At 66.1% G+C, this 19,974-nt stretch carries 20 protein-coding genes and 1 pseudogene; 11 read left to right on the forward strand and 10 right to left on the reverse strand.

Annotated elements, in window-relative coordinates; all coding sequences use genetic code 11:
• Window positions 1-19 precede the first annotated feature (19 nt).
• The 4 genes from C4F17_RS30370 to C4F17_RS30385 all read left to right on the forward strand — a co-directional run bounded on the left by C4F17_RS30370 (window position 20) and on the right by C4F17_RS30385 (window position 3,424).
• Window positions 20-958: an FHA domain-containing protein gene (locus C4F17_RS30370; protein ID WP_106938131.1), complete on the forward strand. Its 939-nt coding sequence runs from the start codon at window positions 20-22 to the stop codon at window positions 956-958.
• A 104-nt stretch (window positions 959-1,062) separates the two neighbouring features.
• A complete protein-coding gene (locus tag C4F17_RS30375; RefSeq protein WP_081268951.1) occupies window positions 1,063-1,722 on the forward strand; it encodes a hypothetical protein in 660 nt (219 codons plus the stop codon).
• Window positions 1,723-1,739: 17 nt separating this feature from the next.
• Window positions 1,740-2,231 carry a hypothetical protein gene (locus tag C4F17_RS30380; protein WP_234383041.1) on the forward strand — a complete coding sequence of 164 codons (492 nt, stop codon included), beginning with the start codon at window positions 1,740-1,742 and terminating at the stop codon, window positions 2,229-2,231.
• Between the two features lie 125 nt (window positions 2,232-2,356).
• Entirely contained in the window at window positions 2,357-3,424 is a 1,068-nt protein-coding gene (locus C4F17_RS30385) for a hypothetical protein (protein ID WP_159053779.1), read from the forward strand.
• A gap of 18 nt (window positions 3,425-3,442) precedes the next feature.
• Here C4F17_RS30385 and C4F17_RS30390 read toward each other — a convergent pair whose 3' ends face one another.
• The 5 genes from C4F17_RS30390 to C4F17_RS30410 form a co-directional block, all read right to left on the reverse strand.
• On the reverse strand, window positions 3,443-3,835 hold the full coding sequence (locus tag C4F17_RS30390; RefSeq protein WP_081268949.1) for a nuclear transport factor 2 family protein: 393 nt from the start codon (window positions 3,833-3,835) through the stop codon (window positions 3,443-3,445).
• Window positions 3,836-3,927: 92 nt separating this feature from the next.
• Complete coding sequence (locus tag C4F17_RS30395; protein WP_106938133.1) at window positions 3,928-5,208, reverse strand: NAD(P)/FAD-dependent oxidoreductase; 1,281 nt, start codon at window positions 5,206-5,208, stop codon at window positions 3,928-3,930.
• Window positions 5,205-5,966 (reverse strand): amino acid ABC transporter ATP-binding protein, encoded by a 762-nt coding sequence (locus C4F17_RS30400; RefSeq protein ID WP_106938134.1) that lies wholly within the window; start codon window positions 5,964-5,966, stop codon window positions 5,205-5,207. The genes C4F17_RS30395 and C4F17_RS30400 overlap by 4 nt, the downstream gene beginning before the upstream one ends.
• Window positions 5,963-6,634 carry an ectoine/hydroxyectoine ABC transporter permease subunit EhuD gene (gene ehuD / locus C4F17_RS30405; RefSeq protein ID WP_081268946.1) on the reverse strand — a complete coding sequence of 224 codons (672 nt, stop codon included), beginning with the start codon at window positions 6,632-6,634 and terminating at the stop codon, window positions 5,963-5,965. Before ehuD ends, C4F17_RS30400 begins: the two co-directional genes overlap by 4 nt.
• 14 nt (window positions 6,635-6,648) lie before the next feature.
• Window positions 6,649-7,416, reverse strand: a complete 768-nt coding sequence (locus C4F17_RS30410) for an ABC transporter substrate-binding protein (protein WP_106938135.1) — start codon at window positions 7,414-7,416, stop codon at window positions 6,649-6,651.
• A 182-nt stretch (window positions 7,417-7,598) separates the two neighbouring features.
• On the opposite strand from C4F17_RS30410, the gene C4F17_RS30415 reads away from it, so the two are divergent.
• Together C4F17_RS30415 and C4F17_RS30420 are read left to right on the forward strand one after the other, a co-directional pair.
• Window positions 7,599-8,402, forward strand: a complete 804-nt coding sequence (locus C4F17_RS30415) for an IclR family transcriptional regulator (RefSeq protein WP_106938136.1) — start codon at window positions 7,599-7,601, stop codon at window positions 8,400-8,402.
• Window positions 8,403-8,484: 82 nt separating this feature from the next.
• A complete protein-coding gene (locus tag C4F17_RS30420) occupies window positions 8,485-9,546 on the forward strand; it encodes an adenosine deaminase (RefSeq protein ID WP_199852000.1) in 1,062 nt (353 codons plus the stop codon).
• Here C4F17_RS30420 and C4F17_RS30425 read toward each other — a convergent pair.
• Window positions 9,507-10,817 (reverse strand): MFS transporter, encoded by a 1,311-nt coding sequence (locus C4F17_RS30425; protein ID WP_106938138.1) that lies wholly within the window; start codon window positions 10,815-10,817, stop codon window positions 9,507-9,509. The genes C4F17_RS30420 and C4F17_RS30425 overlap by 40 nt on opposite strands.
• A 107-nt stretch (window positions 10,818-10,924) precedes the next feature.
• Here C4F17_RS30425 and C4F17_RS30430 point away from each other — a divergent pair, with 107 nt between their 5' ends.
• Both C4F17_RS30430 and C4F17_RS30435 read left to right on the forward strand, forming a co-directional pair.
• Window positions 10,925-11,878, forward strand: a complete 954-nt coding sequence (locus C4F17_RS30430; protein WP_106938139.1) for a LysR substrate-binding domain-containing protein — start codon at window positions 10,925-10,927, stop codon at window positions 11,876-11,878.
• Between the two features lie 95 nt (window positions 11,879-11,973).
• Window positions 11,974-12,765, forward strand: a complete 792-nt coding sequence (locus C4F17_RS30435; RefSeq protein WP_106938140.1) for a helix-turn-helix domain-containing protein — start codon at window positions 11,974-11,976, stop codon at window positions 12,763-12,765.
• Between the two features lie 158 nt (window positions 12,766-12,923).
• On the opposite strand, the gene C4F17_RS30440 is transcribed toward C4F17_RS30435, so the two are convergent.
• Window positions 12,924-13,505, reverse strand: coding sequence for a TetR/AcrR family transcriptional regulator (locus tag C4F17_RS30440; RefSeq protein WP_106938141.1), 582 nt, complete (start codon window positions 13,503-13,505; stop codon window positions 12,924-12,926).
• Between the two features lie 96 nt (window positions 13,506-13,601).
• On the opposite strand from C4F17_RS30440, the gene C4F17_RS30445 reads away from it, so the two are divergent.
• Window positions 13,602-15,011, forward strand: a complete 1,410-nt coding sequence (locus tag C4F17_RS30445; RefSeq protein ID WP_106938142.1) for an amidase — start codon at window positions 13,602-13,604, stop codon at window positions 15,009-15,011.
• A gap of 491 nt (window positions 15,012-15,502) precedes the next feature.
• Here the strand turns inward: C4F17_RS30445 and C4F17_RS30450 are convergent, their stop codons facing one another.
• The 3 genes and pseudogenes from C4F17_RS30450 to C4F17_RS33595 form a co-directional block, all read right to left on the reverse strand.
• A complete protein-coding gene (locus tag C4F17_RS30450) occupies window positions 15,503-16,744 on the reverse strand; it encodes a cation:proton antiporter (protein ID WP_106938143.1) in 1,242 nt (413 codons plus the stop codon).
• A gap of 5 nt (window positions 16,745-16,749) precedes the next feature.
• Window positions 16,750-18,081: a DUF2254 domain-containing protein gene (locus tag C4F17_RS30455; RefSeq protein ID WP_159053811.1), complete on the reverse strand. Its 1,332-nt coding sequence runs from the start codon at window positions 18,079-18,081 to the stop codon at window positions 16,750-16,752.
• 24 nt (window positions 18,082-18,105) lie between these two features.
• A pseudogene (locus C4F17_RS33595) lies at window positions 18,106-18,431 on the reverse strand (transposase); the annotation flags it as partial.
• Window positions 18,432-18,654: 223 nt separating this feature from the next.
• On the opposite strand from C4F17_RS33595, the gene C4F17_RS33035 reads away from it, so the two are divergent.
• Both C4F17_RS33035 and C4F17_RS30460 read left to right on the forward strand, forming a co-directional pair.
• The gene (locus C4F17_RS33035) at window positions 18,655-18,951 is read left to right on the forward strand and encodes a proteophosphoglycan ppg4 (RefSeq protein WP_159053780.1); all 297 of its coding nucleotides are present in this window, start codon (window positions 18,655-18,657) and stop codon (window positions 18,949-18,951) included.
• 14 nt (window positions 18,952-18,965) lie between these two features.
• A complete protein-coding gene (locus tag C4F17_RS30460) occupies window positions 18,966-19,676 on the forward strand; it encodes a L,D-transpeptidase (RefSeq protein WP_234383043.1) in 711 nt (236 codons plus the stop codon).
• Window positions 19,677-19,974: the final 298 nt, after the last annotated feature.

Raw genomic sequence — 19,974 nt, forward strand, 5'->3', positions numbered from 1 at the left:
GCGAGCGAAAATACAGGGTATGGCTCTCTTCAGGAACAAGCGAGACGGCCGCTCCATCGTGCTGCGCCCCGTCCATGCGTTCGGCCGCCGTCCGTCGGCCTGCCAGACCGTGCTCAAGGCGCCCGATGTGTCGCAGGTCCATGCATTGGTCCGCTGGAACAGCCTGGCCTGGGAAATCGTCGACCAGAGCCGCAACGGCACCACCCTGGACGGGGTACGCCTGCCGAACGGCCGCTGGACCGCCCTGAGCGTGGGCGCCGAGGTGCGCATGGGCCTGGGCGACGAATCGGCCTGGATCGTGCAGGACCTGGCGCCGCCCGTCACCTGCCTGTTCCCGGGCCAGGGACACGGTTCGCCCGTGGCGCTCAACCCGCGCGAAACCCTGTTGCCCGACGCCCAGCAGCCCGAGGTGAACGTGTATTTCCACGAGGGGCGCTGGATGCTCGAGCACATCGACGGCATCGAGCACCTGAACGACGGCGCCATGGTCAGCACCTCGCGCGGCGCGTGGGAGTTCGTGCTGTGCGACGACCTGGAGTCGACATCGGAGAACGTCGTCGCCTCGTCGGCGCCGAAGACGGCGGATGTCGCGCTGCATTTCGACGTCAGCCAGGATGAGGAGCACACCAGCCTCAGCCTGCTGGCCGACGGCAAGTCGGTGTCGCTGGGCGAGCGCATCCACCACTACACCTTGGTCACGCTCGCGCGGGTGCGCCAGCAGGACGCGCAACGCGGCGTTCCACCGCAAAGCCAGGGCTGGATCGGGCTGGACGACCTCTCGCGCATGCTGGGCGTGGAGCCTTCTTACGTGAACATCCAGATCTTCCGCGCCAAGCACCAGATCCTCAATGCGCTGCCGGCCAGCCTGGGCGAGCCGCCACTGGTCGAGCGGCGGCGCGGCAACGTGCGCCTGGGCGACTACCCCTTCGAGATCCGGGGCGGCGCGCACCCCATGTAATCGGTTGTAATTTCATTTCTCTCCCGCTCTCCCTAGAGTGACTTCCAGTGCAATGCCGCCCCTGCGGCGCGCATTGGCTGATTCAGTCACTTCTTCAGAGAGTCATGGGCAAGATCTATTCCGTCACGGTCGACAACCACGCAAGCCATTCGGCTTACTTCATGGTGTTCCAGAGCGACCCGACCCAGTGGGCGCCCAACGCCTTGTCGCTCGCCTGGTTCGCCAAGTATTCGAACCCCGGGCAGAACGCGCGTACCCGCTTCGAATGGACGACCGACACCGGTTTCTCCTGGGCTGAAACCGGCGAGCTGCAGCCCGGCATCCAGTTCGCTCCGGCCGAAACCTGCGAGCCGAGCGGCGGCAGCAACAGGATCTCGCTGGACTGCGAAGACGGCATCTACCGGTTCGCCAACCCCAGCTGGGGCGCCGATCCCGCGCGCTTCTACCTGGCCGAGACCGCCAACATCCCGGCCCGGTCGCAGGCCTGCGTCGGCGTGACCATGTCCGGCAGCACGGTCTATGCGGTGCAGGCCCGCCCGAACCAGAACCTGGCCTTCTCGCCACGCCCCCGGTACTTCATTGCTTACGGCGACTACCAGCAAGGCGACGTCATCGATGTCAGCACGGTCAACAACCCGCTGGAGCTGTCGTTCCCGGCCGGCGTCCATGCGCTGACGACCACGCTGCATGCCGACGGCAGCTGGACCCGGCCGATCTCCCTTGCCCGGGCCAACGAGCAGCGCCTGCGGCTGCTGTCCATTTGAGTGAGGAGGAAAGCGAAATGCATATCGCCAGCGCCAATGTTTCGAGGCCGACACCGGATTTCGCGGAGGACGACCGTGAAAAGAACACCGCGTTCTTCAATGCGCGGCGCCACGCCGACGACCCGCCTGCCCGGCGCGCCGGCGAGGGCGCGATGAGCATGGACGTGCGGCGCGTGCTGCTCGTGCCCCCGGGCGCCCGCCTCGAGGATCCGCGGGTGACCTGCCTGCCGATGGAAGAGCGCGTCTGGGAGAGCGGCTACACGCTGGTCATCGACGAAGTCAAGCGCGGGCTGCTGCAGGACTTCTGGAAGCACTACTACGGCTCGTCCGCCGAGATGGACGTCTCGGGCGTGCAGCTGATGGAGTTCCGCAAGGACATCATGGCGGTGACGCCGGAGTGCGTGGGCCAGCCGGCGGTGCTGCGCTTTCTCGTCGAACTGGGGCGGATGTGCGTGCAGGCCTACCGCCAGGACGCCAGCCTGCGCGTGGTGACCAACCACGCGGCCTGAGATCCGATTGCTGCTGGAGGACATATTCGATGGGATGCCTGGCTCCTCAGAACATGAGGCAAATTTTCCCGAGGTGCCCCGGGCCCAGGGACCTGTACAGCCCTGATGCCACGACCGGGCAGGCCATGGCACCCGTTTGCCCCTGGTGCCGCAAGGAGGATCGCAACACGCATTTCGATCCCGCCCGGCTTCAGGTGCGCGCCGTCCAGTTGGAATCGCACAGTCCGGTATTGCAGCGCCCGGAAACCGCGGAGCCTGCCCAGGCGCGGTCGGTGATGACCCGGTGGTTCCTGGCCTCGCTTTATGTCGACGCGATCGGCAGGCCGCCTAGCCCGGATTCACTCGCGTTCTGCGTGGCCGGTTCCCTGGCCCGCCTGGATGCGGCCCCGGTGTCCGACATCGAATGCTTCGTCATCCTGAAGGACCCGTCCGCCGCCGTGCGGATGAAGGCTGTGGGGAGGGTGTTCAGGAAAAAGCTGCTGGCCACTGCGCCGCACGATCCGGCGGGGAGGGCGGGCGATCCCGCCGGCATCGACCCGGTCACGCTCTGCGATGGACCCGCGGAGATCCGCAACCTCATCGTGCAGAGGAACATGGACCGGCTGATTCATCCGCTGCTGAATGCGCAGGTGGCTTTCGGCAATCGCGAACTCCTCGCGGAGCTGTGCGATCTCCTGAGGAACGCGGTGTCACCGGACCTCAGAGCCCAGGGCCTGTCGGACCTGAAGGCGTGTTTTCATGACTGCCAGCCCTCGAGGCTGCCGGGAAGCTTCGGCGGCCTGGTGGCGATGGACCTCGAAAGAGACCTCGCCCGGCCGCTGGCGCTGTGCGTGAACGGCCTTGCCAGATACAACGGCATCGATGCCATTGGCGTGCGCGCCCAGGCTCACGAACTCCGGACGGCCAAGGTCATATCCGCCCCTGTGCACGAGATGATCATTGCCTGCTCAGAGGCGCTGGACCGAATCTGCGCGGCCTCGCAGCTGGCATGCCTGGGCCATCACGCGGACACGCTCGACGTCAGCAGCGAGGCCGCGGTACCCGGCGAGTTGATGAAGGTCGCCGCTCAGGTCAATTGCCTGCAGCACATCGCGTCCAGATACCTGGAATGGCTCGACTCCGGCACGCCGGTCATCTTCGGCAACGAGAGCCCCTTCCTGAGCAAGTCTCCCGCGACCTACTACGGGGTGTGACCGGCGCGGCCGGTTCGTTCAGGCCTGCGCCGCCTGCAGCTGCGCGCCCATCTTCTGGTGGATCAGGTTCACCGCCTTCAGCGGTCGCAGCATCACCTTGAACTCGGTGATCCGGCCGGCGTCGTTCCACTTGATCATGTCGACGCCGTTGATCTGGATGCCGTCCAGCTCCAGCGTGAACTCGAGCACCGCGTCGTTCGCGGACTGGAGCTCGCGCACGTAGCGGAAGCTCTCGTTGAAGAACACCTGGAACGCCGCGGCCAGGTATTTCTGCGTGATGGCCTTGCCCACCTGGGGCTTGTGCACCACCGGCGAATGAAAGACGGCCTCGTCGTCGAGCAGGGCGTCGAGCCCCGCCGCGTCGCGTTCCTTGACGAGGCGGTGCCAGGTGGCGAGTGTGTCGATCGGCATGTGTCTCCTGGGGCTGTTGTGGTTGACGCCCGCCATTTGACGCACGCACGCGCCGCATGGCAAGGCGGCACGCGCGCGTAGGCGACTCGCCTTCAGGCCAGCCGGTCGAGCAGGCTGTACCAGGCCACCCCGCCCGCCACGTAGAAGCGTTGCAGGCCGTGCAGCGGAATCGGCCGGATCGGCGTCACCGGGTACGGAAAGTCCGCACCCGGGTCGATGAGCCGGGCGGCCAGGTGCTTGCCCATGCTCGTGGCCAGTGCGATGCCCCGCCCGTTGTAGCCCAGCGCGATCGTCACGCCCGGCGCCGGGGTGTGCACATGCGGCATGAAGTCGCGTGTGACCGCGATGCGCCCCGCCCAGCGATACTCGTAGCGCAGCGGCCCCAGTTGGGGAAACAGCAGTTCGAGCGAACGTTCGAGGTGCGCGAAATCCGCGGGTCCGGCCGGGTCGGCGAAGTGGCCGCGGCCGCCCATGAGCAGGCGGCCCTGTGCGTCCTTGCGGAAGTAGAGCAGCAGGCGCTGCGAGGTCGATGCGGTTTCGCCGCCGGGCAGGATGGCGTCGGCCGCGGCGCCCTTGAGCGGTTCGGTGGCAACGATGAAGCTGTTGGCGGCCAGCACGGTGCGCGACAGCTTCGGCCACAGCGCGCCGGTGTAGCCATTGGTGGCCATCAGCACCTGGTCGGCGGTGATGCTGGCGCCGGTCGACGTGCTCGCATGCCAGTGCGTACCGCGGCGCTCCAGCGCCGTGACCTCAGTGCCGCCGTGCACGGAAGCACCTGCGGCCTGCGCGGCACGCACCAGCCCGCGCGTGTACGCCAGCGGCTGGATGCTGCCGGCGCGGCCGTCGAGCCAGCCGCCCGCAAAGGCTTTGGTGCCGAGCCGCGCGCTGACGGCGGCGCGGTCGAGCTGCTGGGTGTTGACGCCGCGGCTGGCCCACTGCGCGGCGCGCGCATGCAGCGCGGCCACGTCCTTCTGCGCGTACGCCACCTGCAGCCAGCCGTTGCGCACCGGCTGGCAGTCGATGCCGTGGCGTGCGATGAGGTCGAACACGAGGTCAGCCGATGACGAGACCGCATCGATCAGCCGTGCGGCGCGCTCCTGCCCATGAATGCGCACCAGCTCGTCGGGGTCGTGCTTGAGCGAAGGATTGACCTGCCCGCCGTTGCGCCCCGACGCACCCCAGCCGGGCTCGTGCGCCTCGAGCACGCAGGCCTGCACGCCGGCCTCGGCCAGGTGCAGCGCGGCCGAGAGGCCGGTGAAGCCGCCGCCGACGATCAGCACGTCGGTCTTGCGCGATTCGGCCAGCGGCGGCGTCGGCGCAGCGGGCGGCGCGGTGTCGGCCCAGAGTGAAGGAGGCAACGCGCGAGCGCTCATGCGCGCACCTCGGTGGCCCCGATGGCACCAGACGGATGCAGCACGCGGCGCAGGAAGTCTTGCGTGCGCGCCTGGCGCGGCGCGCCCAGCACCTGCGCGGACGGGCCCTCCTCGACGATGCTGCCGCTGTGCAGGAAGCACACGCGGTCGGCCACTTCGCGCGCAAAGCCCATCTCGTGCGTGACCACGATCATCGTCATGCCCTCGTCGGCCAGCGCGCGCATCACGCCGAGCACGTCGCCGACCAGCTCGGGGTCGAGCGCGGACGTGGGCTCGTCGAACAGCATGGCCTCGGGCTTCATGGCCAGTGCGCGGGCGATGGCCACGCGCTGCTGCTGGCCGCCCGAGAGCTGCGCCGGATACGCCTGCGCCTTCTCGGCCAGCCCCACCTTGGCCAGCAGCGCCAGCGCTTCGTCGCGCGCCTGCGCAGCGTTCTGGCGCAGCACGTGGACCGGGCCTTCCATCACGTTCTCCAGCACCGTGCGGTGCGGGAACAGGTTGAAGCGCTGGAACACCATGCCCATGCGGCTGCGCAGCCGGTGGATGGTGGGCGCGGTGCGGTCCACGCGCTCGCCGAAGGCGCGCACCACGCCGCCCTCGTAGGACTCGAGGCCGTTGATGCAGCGAAGCACGGTCGACTTGCCCGAGCCCGAAGGGCCAATGAGGCAGACCACCTCGCCCTTGTCCACATGCAGGCTCACGCCCCGCAGCACCCGGTGCGTGCCGAAGCGTTTTTCCAGTCCCTCGACGTGGATCATGGTTGTTTTCTCCCGGCGGCGAAGCGCTTCTCGAGCCGGCGCAGGCCGTACACCAGCGGCAGGCTCATGAGCAGGTAGAGCAGGGCGACCAGCGTGTAGACCGTCATGTTCTGGAAGGTCGACGAAGCGATGAGCTGGCCGGCGCGCGTCATCTCGGCCACCGTGATGGTCGAGACCAGCGAGGAGTCCTTGAGCATCATCACCAGCGTGTTGCCGTAGGGCGGCAGCGCGATGCGAAAGGCCTGCGGCAATATCACGCGCCGCATGATCAGCGCCGAGCGCATGCCCATGGCCTGCGCGGCCTCGCGCTGCCCGGGGTCGACCGCCTCGATGCCGGCGCGGAAGTTCTCGGCCTGGTAGGCCGAGTAGGCGATGCCCAGGCCGATCACGCCGGCCTGGAAGGCCGTGAGCTGCACGCCGAACTCCGGCAGCACGAAGTAGATGTAGAAGAGCTGCACGATGATCGGCAGCCCGCGGATCACGTTGACGATCACCGAGCCCGCCCAGGAGAGCGCGCGCACCGGCGACAACTTCATCAGCGCGAGCGCAAGGCCGAGCGCGCTGCTCAGCAGGAAGGCCAGCACCGTGACTTGCACGGTGACCACGGCGCCCTGCAGCAGGATCGGCAGGAAGTCCTGCGCGTTCTGGAGAAAGGTGGGAGCAGCCATGGGTCAGCGCGCTCTCAGATGCCCCACTTCTGGACGATCCTGGCGAGCGTGCCGTCGGCCTTCACGGCGGCAATGGCCTTGTTGAGGCGGGCCAGCGTCTCGGTGTCGCCCTTGCGCACCACCAGGCACACGTCACCCACGTTCACCGGCTTGTAGCTCTCGACCAGCCTCACACCGGGAAAGGTGTTCTGGCGGATCTGGTAGGCCATGATGGGTTGGTCGCCCAGCCCGGCCTTGATGCGGCCGAGGGAGAGGTCGCGCGTCATGTCGGCCACCGAGTCGTAGCTGCGCACCTCCTTGAAGATGCCCTTCTTGTTCAGCATGTCGAGAAAGACGGTGCCGACCTGCGCGCCCACCACCTCGCCCTTGAGCTCGTCGAGCGAGACATACGCACGGGCGTCGTCGGCCTTGACGATCAGGCCCTCGCCGTACGAGTACACCGGATCGCTGAAGTCGACCACCTCCTGGCGCGCCGGCGTCTTCAGCATGGCGGCCGAGACGATGTCGATCTTGCGGGCGGTGAGCGAGGGGATCAGCGCCGAGAACACCGTCTGCTGCACGTTGACGTTGAAGCCGCCGGCCTTGCCCACGGCGGTGACGGTGTCGACCATCATTCCCTGGATGCTGTTGGTTTTCACGTCCAGGAAGGTGAAGGGCACGCCGGTGGCGGTGGCGCCCACGTTGTAGGTCGGCGCGGCGCCCTGCGCCACGGCCAGCGAGGCGCCGCCCGCGATGCAGAGACCCAGGGCCAGGCGGTGAAGGCGGCGAACGATGCGATTCATGGATGCGCTCCTTGAAGGACAGAAGTTGGAAAAGTGGACGGAAAGGATGGGTGCCTTTCGCGATGCAACATGCGTGCCAATAATCGATTCTTTTGAATCTCTTATCAATAAATGAAAACCACTAGTCGATCCTTTAGTATCGATATTCGATATTTAGGGCGAGCGTGGATATACTCGAATCCATGGAAGCCACACCCGACGCAGCCCCCGAAGACGGCCAGAGCCTGCTTTTCAACCACTCGCTGGAGAAGGGCCTGGCCGTGCTGCGCGCCTTCAGCGCCCGGCGCCGCACCATGACGCTGGCGGACGTGGCCGCGGCCACCGACATCACCAAGAGTTCCGCCCAGCGCATGGTCTTCACGCTCGAGAAGCTGGGCTACGTGCGCAAGCACGCGAAGACACGGCGCTACCAGCTCACGCCGCGCGTGATGGAAATCGGCTTCAACTACCTCGCGGCCAATTCGCTGATCGACGTGGCCAATCCCTTCCTGTCGGAGCTGACCAAGGTGACGACGGAAACCTCCTGCCTCACCGAGCCGGACGGACTCGACATGGTCTACGTGGCGCGTTTCGTCAGCGCGCAGTTCGTGCCGGTGCACATGCCCATCGGCAGCCGCATCCCGATGTATTGCACGGCCTCGGGCCGCGCCTTCCTGAGCGCCTTGCCGGAAGACGAGGCGCGCGCGCTCATCGAGGCGTCCGACCGCACGGCCCACACCATGCACACGCTGACCGACGTCGACGGCATCCTCGACGCCCTGCGGCAGGCGCGGCTGCAGGGCTTTGCCACCAATGCCGAGGAGCTGTTCCTCGGCGACATGACGATCGCCGCGCCCGTGCTGGGCAGCCAGGGGCGGCCGGTCGCGTCGGTGCACGTGGTGGCGCCGACCAGCCGCTGGACCATCGACGAAGCCGTGCGCAAGCTGGCGCCCACGCTGCTGCTGTGCGCACGCTCGCTGACGAGTTCCGCACGCAGCATCGACTGACGCCCATACGGTTTCGGGCATCGCCCGGGCGGCGGCTGGCTTTATGCTTTGCAGGATCACAACGCAGCAGCAGTCCCCCACCATGACCGATTTCCGCCCCGCCTACGACCAGAACTTCGACCGCATCGGCACCGACCGCCTGCCAGAGCTGCTGCGCGCCATGCCCAAGGCCGAGCTGCACATGCACATCGAAGGCTCGCTCGAGCCTGAGCTCATCTTCGCGCTCGCGCAGCGCAACGGCGTGTCCATTCCCTACGCCAGCGTGGAAGAGCTGCGCCGCGCCTATGCCTTCACCAACCTGCAGAGCTTCCTGGACATCTACTACGCCGGCGCCAGCGTGCTGCTGAAGGAGCAGGACTTCTACGACATGGCCTGGGCCTACCTGGAGCGGGCCGCCGCCGACAACGTGGTGCACACCGAAATGTTCTTCGACCCGCAGACGCACACCGCGCGCGGCGTGCGGATGGAAACGGTGGTCAACGGCCTGCACCGCGCCTGCGTCGATGCCCAGGCCAAGCTGGGCGTGAGCGCGCTGCTCATCATGTGCTTCCTGCGTCACCTGAGCGAGGAAGACGCCTTCGAGACGCTGGAGCAGGCGCTGCCGTATCGCGACAAGTTCGTCGGCGTCGGCCTGGACTCGAGCGAAGTGGGCTATCCGCCCGAGAAGTTCGCGCGCGTGTTCGCACGCTGCCGCGAGCTGGGCCTGCACCTCGTCGCGCATGCCGGCGAAGAAGGCCCGCCGGCTTACGTGTGGAGCGCGCTCGACGTGCTGAAGGTGGAACGCGTCGACCACGGCGTGCAAAGCGCCAAGGACCCGGCGCTGATGCAGCGGCTCGCGCAGGACCGCATTCCGCTGACCGTGTGCCCGCTGTCGAACCTCAAGCTCTGCGTGTTCCCCGACCTTGCGCAGCACAACCTGGGCACGCTGTTGGACGCGGGGCTCGTGGCGACTGTCAATTCCGACGACCCGGCCTACTTCGGCGGCTACATGAACCAGAACTTCACGCAGACCTTCGAGGCCACGGGGCTCGGCGTGCGCCACGCCTGGCAGCTCGCGGCCAACAGCTTCGAGGGCAGCTTCATCGATGACGCGGCCAAGCGCGCCTACGTCGACCGGCTGAACGCGGTCTTCGCGGCGTTCTGATCCGGCGCCGCACCGGTCACGGTCCGCGGCACCAGGAGCGGCATCGCCACCAGCGCGCAGGCGCTCGCGGCCAGCCACACCAGCGGCCAGCCCTGCAGCGCCATCAGGTGCGGAATGGAGAAGGGCGTGACGAAGCACACCAGGAACACGCTGGTGTTGGCCATGCCCAGGGCCGTGCCCGCGCGCGCCGCGCCGGCCAGCGTGGCCAGTTCGGTGTAGGCCACGCCGTGCCAGGCCGAGACGCACACGCCGCTCGCGGCCAGCAGCACGACCAGCGCGACGCGCAGCGCGGATGAATCCGCGGCATGCGCGCCGCCGAGCAGCACCAGCAGCGCCAAGCCGGCGAACAACAGTACGCTGAGGCCGCTGCAGGCGCGCAGGTAGGCCGGGCGATTGCGGCGGCGATCTGTCCAGCGGCCGCTCCACACGCGCATCACCATCGCGCCGATCTGCACGAACACCATGGTGGCGGTGATCGCCGCGAAGCTGGCATGGCCGAAGTCGTGCAGGAACACGGTGCCGAAGGAAAGCACCGCGAACTGCGGCGCGCAGAGGATGCCGATGCCCGCCACGATGCGCCACACGCGCGCGTCGCGCAGCGGACCGCTCCGGGGCGCGGGCGGCTCGGAAGCGCCCGGCTTGCCGCGCGGCGCAACGGGCGGCTCGTGCACCCAGGCCCAGCTCATCGCGGCGCTCAGTGCGCACAGCAGGGCCAGCAGACCGTACAGCGCGGCGAAGCCGAAATGCAGCGCCACGAAGGGCAGCACCAGCGCGCCGATGCCGCCGTCCAGCGGCACGGCGGTCTGCCGGATGCTCATCGCCAGCCCGCGCTCGCCGGCGCTGAACCATGTCATCACCGCGCGGCCGCTGGCGCCGTTCACGCTGCCGCCGAGCAGCCCGACCAGCAGCAGCCCGGCGCCGAGCCAGCCCAGGCCGGGCACGTGGCCCCCGGCAGGCGCGCCCCACAGCGCCATCGCCACCAGCGCGAGGGCGGTGCTGCCCAGGCCCGTGAGCAGCACCGGGCGGTCGCCCCAGCGGTCGGTCAACAGGCCCCAGGGCAGCTCGCTCACGGCGATGCCCAGCCCCATGAGGCCGAGCACCAGCCCGAGCGTGGCGTTGTCGAGCCGGTAGCCGGTGCGCATGAGCACCGCGGTCATCGGGATGCCGCTGAAAGCGACCGAGAAGGCCGCGTTGGCGGCCACGCCGGCGGCCAGCACTTTCCAGCGGTGGCGGGGCGGGAATGCGGGGGAGGAGGAAGTCGTGGGGCTCATGTCGCGGTGCAGTGTCCGCCGTTGCCAAGGTTTTGAAAATCAGAAAATAATTGGCTAATCGTCCTAAAAAACAGGATGATTGAAATCGCAGGAAAAAAGGAAAACCCATGGCCCAGGTGATGTTCGATCTCGACGTGCTGCGCAGCTTCTCCACCGGCGTCGCGCTCGGCAGCTACGCACGCGCGGCCGAGAAGCTGGGGCGCTCGACCTCGGCCGTGAGCGCGCAGCTCAAGAAGCTGGAGGCGCAGGCGGGCACCGTGCTTTTCCGCAAGGTGGGGCGCGGGCTCGAGCTCACCGATGCCGGCGAGACGCTGCTCGCTTATGCCCACCGCATGCTCGAGCTCAATGACGAAGCCAGCGCCGCCATGCGCGGCGTCGACCTGCAGGGCGCGGTGCGGCTGGGCCTGCAGGAAGACTTCGGCGAGACGCTGCTGCCCGCCGTGCTGGGACGCTTCGCGCGGGCCCATCCCAAGGTGCGCATCGAGGCCTGCGTGGCTCGCAGCGCCGACCTGCGCGAGCGGCTCGAACTCGGCCAGCTCGACCTGGCGCTGGCGTGGGACGCGGGCGACCAGCCCCTGTCGCCCTATGCCGAGCGCGTGGCGCGGCTGCCGCTGCTGTGGATCGGCCCCAGGTCGCCCGACCGGATCGACGCCGCCTGGTGGACCGAGCGCGAGCGCCGCGGCCCGGGCGCGCGCAAGAGCCGGGAGCCGTTGCCGCTGATCATGCTCGACGCGCCGTGCCCGTTGCGCGAGATCGTCATCGCCGCGCTCGACCGCGCCGGCGTGCCGTGGCGCCGCGCGTTCGCCAGTGCCAGCCTGTCGGCGCTGTGGGCTGCCGCTTCGGCCGGGCTGGGCCTCACGGTGCGCACCCCGTTCGGGCTGCCCGCGCATGTGCGCACCATCGACCGGGCGGTGCTGTCGCTGCCGGCACTGCCGCAGATATCGCTGGTGCTCTACCGCGCGCAGGCCCGGGCCGAGGCACCGGCGAGCCGGCTCGCTTCGCTGCTGCTCGAGGCGGTGCGCCAGCATGTGCAGACCGATGCATCGTCCGCCGCACACTGAAGGAATGCCGCCGGCGGCTGGGCACGATGCCTCGCCGGGCCGCCGTGGCAATGCGTGAGAATCCGCCGCTGGAGACAAACCAGAAGTAAGACGGCATGGCCTCGCAGAATTTCTTGCACCTGTGGGATGACAGGTTCCTCTACATCACGCCCGCCATCCAGTCGGGCCTCACGGCCCGCTCTTCGGCCACGCTGCTGGCGTCGGTCAGCGGTCATCCCTTCACGCTGGAGGCGGTAGACGGCACCCGCACGCGCTGCACCGCCGCGCTGATCGCGCCGCACGTCGCGCGGCGGCTCGACGTCGACGGCTGCGGGCTGCTGTCGCTCAACCTCGACCCCGCTTCCAGCGCCTACCGCATGCTTGCCAAGCGCATGGGAGGCCACGGCATCGTGCCGATCGACGCACGCCGCTTCGGCCGCCTGCGCGACGACTTCGACCCCGCCCAGCGCGGCGAGCTCTGCAAGGAACGGCTGCAGGCGCTCAGCGTGAAGCTGGTCGAGGCCATCACTGAAGTCCCCGAGATCGGGGTGACCATCGATCGCCGCATCGACCGCGTGCTGCAGGCCATCCGGGCGCATGCCGGGAAGATCCAGCTGCGCGAGCTTTCGGCCGTGGCCTGCCTGTCGCCCGACCGCCTCACGCACCTGTTCGCCGAGCAGGTGGGCGTGTCGGTCAAGCGCTATGCGCTGTGGACCAAGGTGCGCCGCACGGTGCAGCAATTCACCGCGCAGCGGCCGCTGACCGACGTGGCGCTGGTCAGCGGCTTCACCGACGCGGCCCACATGAGCCGAACCTTCCAGCGCTACTTCGGCCTGCCGCCATCGTTCCTGGCGAGCCAGGTGAGGGTGACGGCGGACGAGCAGGCGTCGCACGCCTGGGGGCATTAGGGGGCGCAGACAAGGTGCGCTGGGCATCGCGCCGTTGAACATTCGCAAATTTCGATTTGCCGCCATTGGATCCGCGCGTATGCGCCGCTCTCGCACCGATCTGGGCTCGCGAACGGGTGCTTTGGTAGAAATCCAATGTTTGAATGGACCCGTTGCGATCAGACCGGGAGCAGCCCGGCGCTTCTGTAGCCTTCCATGAGCGCATCGAAGAGCGCGATGTCAGAGCGGCTCCGGGCCATTAGCTGAGCGCCCGCGACGGCGGCATAAATGGATTTGGCGCGCTGCTCGCTGGTTTCAGGGGGCAGCCCCATCGCCACCAGCACCTTCGTCAGCCAAGCCACGTTGACTTCAGCGAAGGCCTGAACCTCAGTCTTCACTTCTTCGGGCAGTTCGTCGTACTCCGCGGACATGAAGCTGACCAGGCACAGGCGGTTTTCGTTTTCAAGCGACTTTCGGAAGATGCCCGGGTAGTTGTGGAGCGCGACTCGGCTGTCGCCGGCCTCCGCGAGCATCGCGTCTAGCACCGCAGCGGTGTCTTGCCAGTAGCGCTTCGCAACAGCGGCGGCAAGGTCGCCCTTGGATGCGAAGTGGTAGTACAGGCTCGTGTGCTTGACGCCCACTGTCTCAGCCAACTCGCGGAAATTCAAGCCCGCGTATCCGCGCGATTGCGCAGCCAGCCTGGCGGCTTCGAGGATGGATTCGCGGGCGTTGTTCGGGTCTGGCTTGCGTCCCACGTTCATCTCCCCTTCAACAAGAAAGCATTTGAAACGGCCAAATTCTAACCTTTATGGTTCAACTACCAAGTGGTTGGTAATCAAATCTTAAGGACGTTCATCATGGCTAAAGACCTCACTTTCCTCGACGCCACCAAGCTGGCCGATCTCATCCGTACGCGCGAAATTTCCTCCGTGGAAGTCGTGACGGCTCACCTCGACCGCATCAAGGCGGTAGACCCCAAAGTGAACGCCATCGTGACGCTCGCAGACGGCGCGCTTGATGCGGCCAAGAAGGCGGACGCAGAGGTCAAGGACGGCAAGCCGCTCGGCCCGCTGCACGGCGTTCCGTTCACGGTGAAGGACTCCATCGACACTGCGGGCGTGCTCACACAGCGGGGCTCCCCCATCTTCAAGGGGCGTCAGCCCGATGTCGACGCGGAGAGCGTGGCACGCATGAAGAAGGCGGGGGGCATCCTGCTGGCCAAGACGAATCTTCCGGAGTTCTCCTACTGGATCGAAAGCGACAACCTGCTGTCGGGACGCTCGAACAACCCGTGGGACCTCTCCAAGACGCCCGGGGGTTCCAGCGGCGGTGAATCTGCGGCCATCGCTGCGGGCATGTCCCCTATCGGCCTGGGCACTGATCTGGCGATCTCCGTGCGCGGCCCGGCCGCGCAGACCGGCATCGTGTCGCTGAAGGCCACACACGGTCGAGTGCCGATGACTGGCATCTGGCCCCGCGTTCCGCGCCGCTTCTGGCACGTCGGCCCGATGGCGCGCAGCATTCGCGACCTGGCGCTTGCGTTCTCGCAGCTCGCCGGCCCCGATGGCAAGGACGCATTCGCCACCAGCACGGCGCAGTTTGATGCCGGCATCGGACGCCAGCAGTATCGACAACTGCGTGTTGGCTGGATGACCGGCCCCGGCTTCGGCCCGGTCGACCCGGAAGTGCGCGCAACCGTCTCCGCCGCCGCGGACGCGCTCAAGGGCCTGGGCATCCACGTCGAGGAAGTAGGTATCCCTGCCCTGGAGAAAGACTTTGCCCTCGATGTCTTCAACCGTTTGCACGTGATGGAGATGAAGGCCGCGTTCGCAGAGGCCACCGCCGGCCGCCGCGACGATGAGCTCTACAAGATGGCCAAGACGATGCTCGGTCTGCCCGAGACATCGATGAAGGATTTCATCGATGCCGAGCAAGGCGCGGAGCGCATCCGGGACGGCTACGCGGAGTATTTCAAGAACTTCGACGTCTTGCTTACCCATGTGCTTCCCATTCCTGCTCACAAGCACGGAGTCAGTGAGTTCCTCATCGACGGGCAGAAGGTTGATGCGACCTATCTGCAGGGCGCGACCGTACCCTTGAACGTCACGGGTCTGCCGGGCATCTCGATGCGATTCGGTACGGGCAAGGAAGGCATGCCCATCAACGTGCAATTGGTGGGCAGTTGGCTGGCAGAGTCCACCATCTTGCACGTCGCCTCGCTGCTTGAGGGTGTGAGCCGCGTTCGTGACCTGCATCCTGTGCTCTGACCGCCTGATCTTCGTGCTGGGTGAACTGCCCAGCGCAGGCGTAGTCGTGACATCGGCCAAAAGCTACGCGGCCTTCGGTGGAGTCAGACCGAAGGCCGCCCACGCGAGAACGCCATGGACAATTCATTCGAATCGCACGCGCATGCGTCCAAGGCGTACTTGACGCGACCAGTTTGCAAAGCGTCGACCCCACGGCGAACGAGGGTTGGCTCAACCACTTCGGCGGAGTTGCTCACCCCAATAAGAAACAACTGGCCGCTCAAATGCCCATGGCGAAGCCATAGATTTGCTATCGCATCACCGAAAACTGCCTGTAGCTCATGGTGCGCGGTGCGCTTCGCGGCAAGGACGCACCAGATTCGCGATGCAGGGACTGCATAGCAAGTGCCGGCCAACCCGTCGTAGCGCTGCAGACATGGGCGTTTCGATCGTATCGGCCACCCGCGAAATCGTCGGCCTTCCTCCCTTGGAAATCAAACGATAGTCACGCGTCAGCGCGGTGGTCCGACAGCGGCCCGCACGACGCGGCCGATTGTCAGCCCCTGTACCAGGATCGAGAAAACGACCACGGAGTAGGTGAGCGCGAGGATGATCTCGCGTTCGGCGCCCAGCGGCAACGACAGCGCCAGCGCGACGGAAATGCCTCCGCGCAGGCCGCCCCAGGCGAGAACGCGGGAGGAACCCGGCGGAAGCTTGAACAGGCTGCTCGCCACTACGACGGGCAACCCGACCGTGAGCCAGCGCGAGGCCAGCGTCACCACGATTGCCGCGGCCCCCGCGACCAGTACCGGTGCGGTGAAGGCGACCAACAGAACCTCGAGTCCGATGAGAACGAACAATACGGCGTTGAGAATTTCGTCGAGCAACTCCCAGAACATGTCGATGTAGCGACGCGTGTGGTCGGACATGGCCAGCGCGCGGCCACCGTTGCCGATCATGAGGCCGCAGACCACCATGGCCAACGGGCCGGACACGTGGAGGTGGCTCGCCAAGGCGTAGCCGCCCATCACCGCGGCCAGGGTCAGCAGTACCTCGACTTGGTACTGATCGATGCTGCGCAGCAGATGAAAGGTCACAAATCCCAGGACGAGACCGAACGCAATGCCGCCGCCGGCTTCGCGCAGCAGCAGTTCGCCCGCGACAGCCATCGTCGGCGCACTGCCGCTGGACAAAACGCCCAGAAGCAGCGCAAACACCACCACGCCGACGCCGTCGTTGAAAAGCGATTCGCCCGCGATCACCAGTTCGAGGTTCTTCGGGGCACCTGCGGAGTTGAGAATGCCCATGACCGCGATCGGATCGGTCGGCGAGATCAGTGCCCCGAAAAGCAGGCAATAGAGAAACGGCAACTGCACACCCACCTGCGGCAGCACGACCCACATACCGGCGCCGACAGCCAGGGTCGATGCCAGTGTTCCGACCAGTGCCAGAGCCGCGACTTGCCATCGATACTTCCGCAGCGCTCGCAGATCGACATGCAACGCACCAGCGAACAGCAGGAACGACAACATGCCCTGCATCAGCACGTCAGAGAAATCGATCGAGCGCAGAAACGACTCTTCGTACTGGCGCAGGCCGTGGTCCAGTCCGAGTGCATCGAGAGCAAGCAGGACGAGAGAGATGCCCAGGGCGATCGCCATCACGCCGATGGTTGTGGGCAACCGGACGAACCGGTGGTTCAGGTAGGCAAGCAGCGCGGTGACAACGAGGCAGATGGCGGCGATGTCGAGCATGCGATTCAGCCGTTGGTCTGGTGTGTCAGCGCGCCGATCGCGCCGAGCACACCGTGCGCAAGGGTGAGTCGCAACGTGGCGTGGCGTTGGCCGACATCAAAGAGGTCGTCTTCGTTGCCGATGTCTCGTCGTGCATCGGACCAGACCAGATCCGCGTGGCGCGCCAGCACCTCCCTGCGCGCGGGATCGGTCTCGCAGCTGATGACGGCTGTGAGCACGTCCAGCAACCGGATCATCACGGCCGTACTGCCGGCGGCATTTTGGCGAATCATGTGGAACATGACATCCGCAAGACTGCGATAGCTCACGCTCGGCACCACGAGCGCGACCACCCCGTCACGCAACGTGACACCGCTGGGCAGGTGAGTGCCGGCAAGGTCGCACAGCGCCGCACCCAGCCGGTTGAGCACGCTCATGGCCGTGTGCGGATCGTTGATTCCTGGCGACAGCGCGCGCACTGCCACCTCGACCAGTTGTCGGACGGCGTGTTCGGCATTTCCGGTGCCGCCGCGCGTAGGGCCCAGGGCCGTGGCGTTGCGCACGGCTTCCTCCGCCTCCGGTACCTGAACGGACATCACGGCAATGGGCGCGCCCGGAAAGACATAGTCGCCTTTGCGGGCGAGCAGCCGGATGGCCGTGCCGTTCTTAGCCGCCCAGTCGGCGAGGCCCTGTTCGTCGAGCTGCTGAAGGTACCCGCGTCTCGCATCGACGATGACGGTTGAGCCGGACCAGAACGTGGCAGGGGGCGGTTCTGCTTGAAGTTTGTCGGTCACCGTGGACTGAATTGCACTGCGAATGTCATCGCTGACAAGTTCGACCACGGTGTCGACATTGATCCGATTGGCCATATGGGCCACAAAATAGACGAGCGTCGCAACGCAGGCAAAAGCGAGCAAGATCCCGAAGCTCAATGCAAGGTGCGGCGTGAAAGATCCCTCCTCCTGGGTTCTGACGCTCCGTAGCACCATCAAAGCATAGGAAAACGTGCCAAGGAACGCACCCAACGTCATCTGCACACCGCGGTCGCGCGTGAAATTTCGCAGCAGGCGCGGCCCCATTTGCCCGGCGGCGAGGGACAGTGCAGCGATGGTGATTGAGAACACCGTGCCCGCGACACCGATCGTCGAAGACGCAATCGCACCCAGCAACGTCCGTGCGCCCGTCCCGCCTCCGTTGTAGAACCATTTGCTCTCGGTCAGCCATGCGGGCAAATTCCCGCTTCGGTCAATGCCCAGCAATGTGATCGCGAGCAGGATGCCCGCCAGCACCATGGCGCCAGGAACGAGCCAGAAGGTTTCGCTGAGTTGGCTGAGAAATTTTCGTATTCGAGCGTTCATGGCGATCAGCGGTGTTGCCTCCCAGCTTAACCAGATCGGCCTGAAGGATGCATCGTCACAGGTGAAGTGCCCACGCGACTTGATGAGCTTGAGCAGTCGTGCGTTGATGCTCTCGATCGCATTGGCGGTATGAATCATCCGCCGGGTGGATGGCGGAAACGCAAAGAAGGGAACTTCCCGGTCCCACGCTCGCCGCCCGGCAGCCCCCGCAGCGGGGAACTTGATACCTCAGGGACCTTGCGCAAAAAGCGCCCAGTACCGCCTTAGCGGCCTCGGTGCTGAAAGCCGTGTAACTTGGCTCGACGGGCTGCCGCCAGCAGCGTGTAGTCTGGTGAGTTGTGCATCAAGTGCGCGTTGGCGGCGCTGTAGCGGGGTACGCCGCGGCCTGCCCAGCCTGCGACCGCTATCAATTCATGGCACTACAAACCAGCCTCATGTTGCGTAGACCCACTCATCTGGGCCGGGCTTCTCCCCTACATCGGTAGTCGCGCCTTGCTTACTTTCGGAAGCAACTCGGGCTATACCTTGTGATCGCCAGCAATAAAGCGGGCATTCTCAAACTCAGGAAACATCATGACTCATTTCTCCGCCAAGACCCTGCTTGCAACTGCTGCGTTTGTTGTAGCTGGTGGGGCTCTCGCTCAGGGCACTCAGCCCAACCCCAATGTGGCCAACCCAGCGACGGGCGCCGGCCAGCAATCGCAACAGGGCACTCCGATGGGCACTACCGGCGTTTTGCCCGCCAACAACGGCGCTACTGCGATGCCGAACAATTCGATGAACGCGGCGCCTGCTGCGCGGATGGCAAATGACAGTGCCGACATGGCACCGCAGCGTCGCATGCGTGCCGCACGCGCAGACCGCAACTGATTCAGTGGGACAAAGTGTTCGAGCTTGAAAAAGCGACTGCGCCGGTTCCGCCCCGCCGCGTGGCGGCGGGGCTTATCTGCGCAGCGATGCTGTCAGTCACTCAATCACTGGCTGCTGCGCCGCTGAACAGTGGTCAGAATGCCTCTGACAACAATAGCAAAAGAGAGCGGCGCGCCACGCAATCGACCGAAGTGGCGCAGCTGCTGGATCGCATCCTTCAGAAAAGAGACAACCACGGGAAACCGTTTGCGATTGTCGACAAGAAGAACGCTCGTGTGGACGTATTTGCTTCCGATGGAACACGCCAGGGGTCCTCAGCGGTTTTGCTCGGGCTCGCGAAAGGCGACGATTCGGTTCCTGGTATCGGCGAGCGAAAGATGGCGGACATCAAGCCGTCAGAGCGAACCACGCCGGCCGGGAGGTTCGAGGTCGAGCCTGGTCGCAATACGCAAGGCGAAGACATCATCTGGATCGACTACGACGCAGCCGTGTCGATGCATCGTGTTCGCACTGCAAACAAGGCGGACAGGCGACTGGAGCGCCTTGCCACGCCAAGCGTGGCGGACAATCGGATCTCGTATGGCTGCATCAACGTGCCATCGGCGTTTTACAACGCGGTCCTGCGCGACGCGCTAGGCTCAATTGGCGGGGTTGTGTACGTGCTTCCCGAGACGCGGACGCTACAGTCCCAATTTGTCGGTTTGATGGAATTGAAAAAGCCGTAGTGGGTTGCCGTCACTTCACGACTAGTCTCCATTTAGCTTAGGCCGAAGCGGCCAACGTCGAAGGCATGCGTTGGCAGACGATGCCCCCGGACGCTCCGGTTGCGGTTGCAAGTCATCGGCCGGAGTTGACGGACTCGGTTTGTCCGGGCATCCAGGCCGGATTCTTCATTTTGAGAGTTCCGCCTCGTGCGCGTATTGACTGCGTGCTGCTGCTGTAGTGGAGCCCCTCGCGTTGACTACCTTGCATGGCTGCCGACCAGCTTAGGGCGCATCCTGGTGGATGGGCCTGACTATTGGG

It is taken from the genome of Variovorax sp. PMC12 (assembly GCF_003019815.1).
In the GTDB taxonomy this organism is placed as follows: Bacteria; Pseudomonadota; Gammaproteobacteria; order Burkholderiales; family Burkholderiaceae_C; genus Variovorax.

What these genes read in the sequence shown, in the direction of transcription:
- C4F17_RS30420 (WP_199852000.1), top strand. Translation starts at nt 8,485, where the DNA reads ATGACCGATTTCCGCCCCGCCTACGACCAGAACTTCGACCGCATCGGC.
- C4F17_RS30425 (WP_106938138.1), bottom strand. Translation starts at nt 10,817, where the DNA reads ATGAGCCCCACGACTTCCTCCTCCCCCGCATTCCCGCCCCGCCACCGC.
- C4F17_RS30415 (WP_106938136.1), top strand. Translation starts at nt 7,599, where the DNA reads ATGGAAGCCACACCCGACGCAGCCCCCGAAGACGGCCAGAGCCTGCTT.
- C4F17_RS30430 (WP_106938139.1), top strand. Translation starts at nt 10,925, where the DNA reads ATGGCCCAGGTGATGTTCGATCTCGACGTGCTGCGCAGCTTCTCCACC.
- C4F17_RS30400 (WP_106938134.1), bottom strand. Translation starts at nt 5,966, where the DNA reads ATGATCCACGTCGAGGGACTGGAAAAACGCTTCGGCACGCACCGGGTG.
- C4F17_RS30455 (WP_159053811.1), bottom strand. Translation starts at nt 18,081, where the DNA reads ATGAACGCTCGAATACGAAAATTTCTCAGCCAACTCAGCGAAACCTTC.
- C4F17_RS30445 (WP_106938142.1), top strand. Translation starts at nt 13,602, where the DNA reads ATGGCTAAAGACCTCACTTTCCTCGACGCCACCAAGCTGGCCGATCTC.
- C4F17_RS30450 (WP_106938143.1), bottom strand. Translation starts at nt 16,744, where the DNA reads ATGCTCGACATCGCCGCCATCTGCCTCGTTGTCACCGCGCTGCTTGCC.
- C4F17_RS30440 (WP_106938141.1), bottom strand. Translation starts at nt 13,505, where the DNA reads ATGAACGTGGGACGCAAGCCAGACCCGAACAACGCCCGCGAATCCATC.
- C4F17_RS30375 (WP_081268951.1), top strand. Translation starts at nt 1,063, where the DNA reads ATGGGCAAGATCTATTCCGTCACGGTCGACAACCACGCAAGCCATTCG.
- C4F17_RS30435 (WP_106938140.1), top strand. Translation starts at nt 11,974, where the DNA reads ATGGCCTCGCAGAATTTCTTGCACCTGTGGGATGACAGGTTCCTCTAC.
- C4F17_RS33035 (WP_159053780.1), top strand. Translation starts at nt 18,655, where the DNA reads ATGACTCATTTCTCCGCCAAGACCCTGCTTGCAACTGCTGCGTTTGTT.
- C4F17_RS30395 (WP_106938133.1), bottom strand. Translation starts at nt 5,208, where the DNA reads ATGAGCGCTCGCGCGTTGCCTCCTTCACTCTGGGCCGACACCGCGCCG.
- C4F17_RS30385 (WP_159053779.1), top strand. Translation starts at nt 2,357, where the DNA reads ATGGCACCCGTTTGCCCCTGGTGCCGCAAGGAGGATCGCAACACGCAT.
- C4F17_RS30380 (WP_234383041.1), top strand. Translation starts at nt 1,740, where the DNA reads ATGCATATCGCCAGCGCCAATGTTTCGAGGCCGACACCGGATTTCGCG.
- C4F17_RS30390 (WP_081268949.1), bottom strand. Translation starts at nt 3,835, where the DNA reads ATGCCGATCGACACACTCGCCACCTGGCACCGCCTCGTCAAGGAACGC.
- ehuD (WP_081268946.1), bottom strand. Translation starts at nt 6,634, where the DNA reads ATGGCTGCTCCCACCTTTCTCCAGAACGCGCAGGACTTCCTGCCGATC.
- C4F17_RS30410 (WP_106938135.1), bottom strand. Translation starts at nt 7,416, where the DNA reads ATGAATCGCATCGTTCGCCGCCTTCACCGCCTGGCCCTGGGTCTCTGC.
- C4F17_RS30370 (WP_106938131.1), top strand. Translation starts at nt 20, where the DNA reads ATGGCTCTCTTCAGGAACAAGCGAGACGGCCGCTCCATCGTGCTGCGC.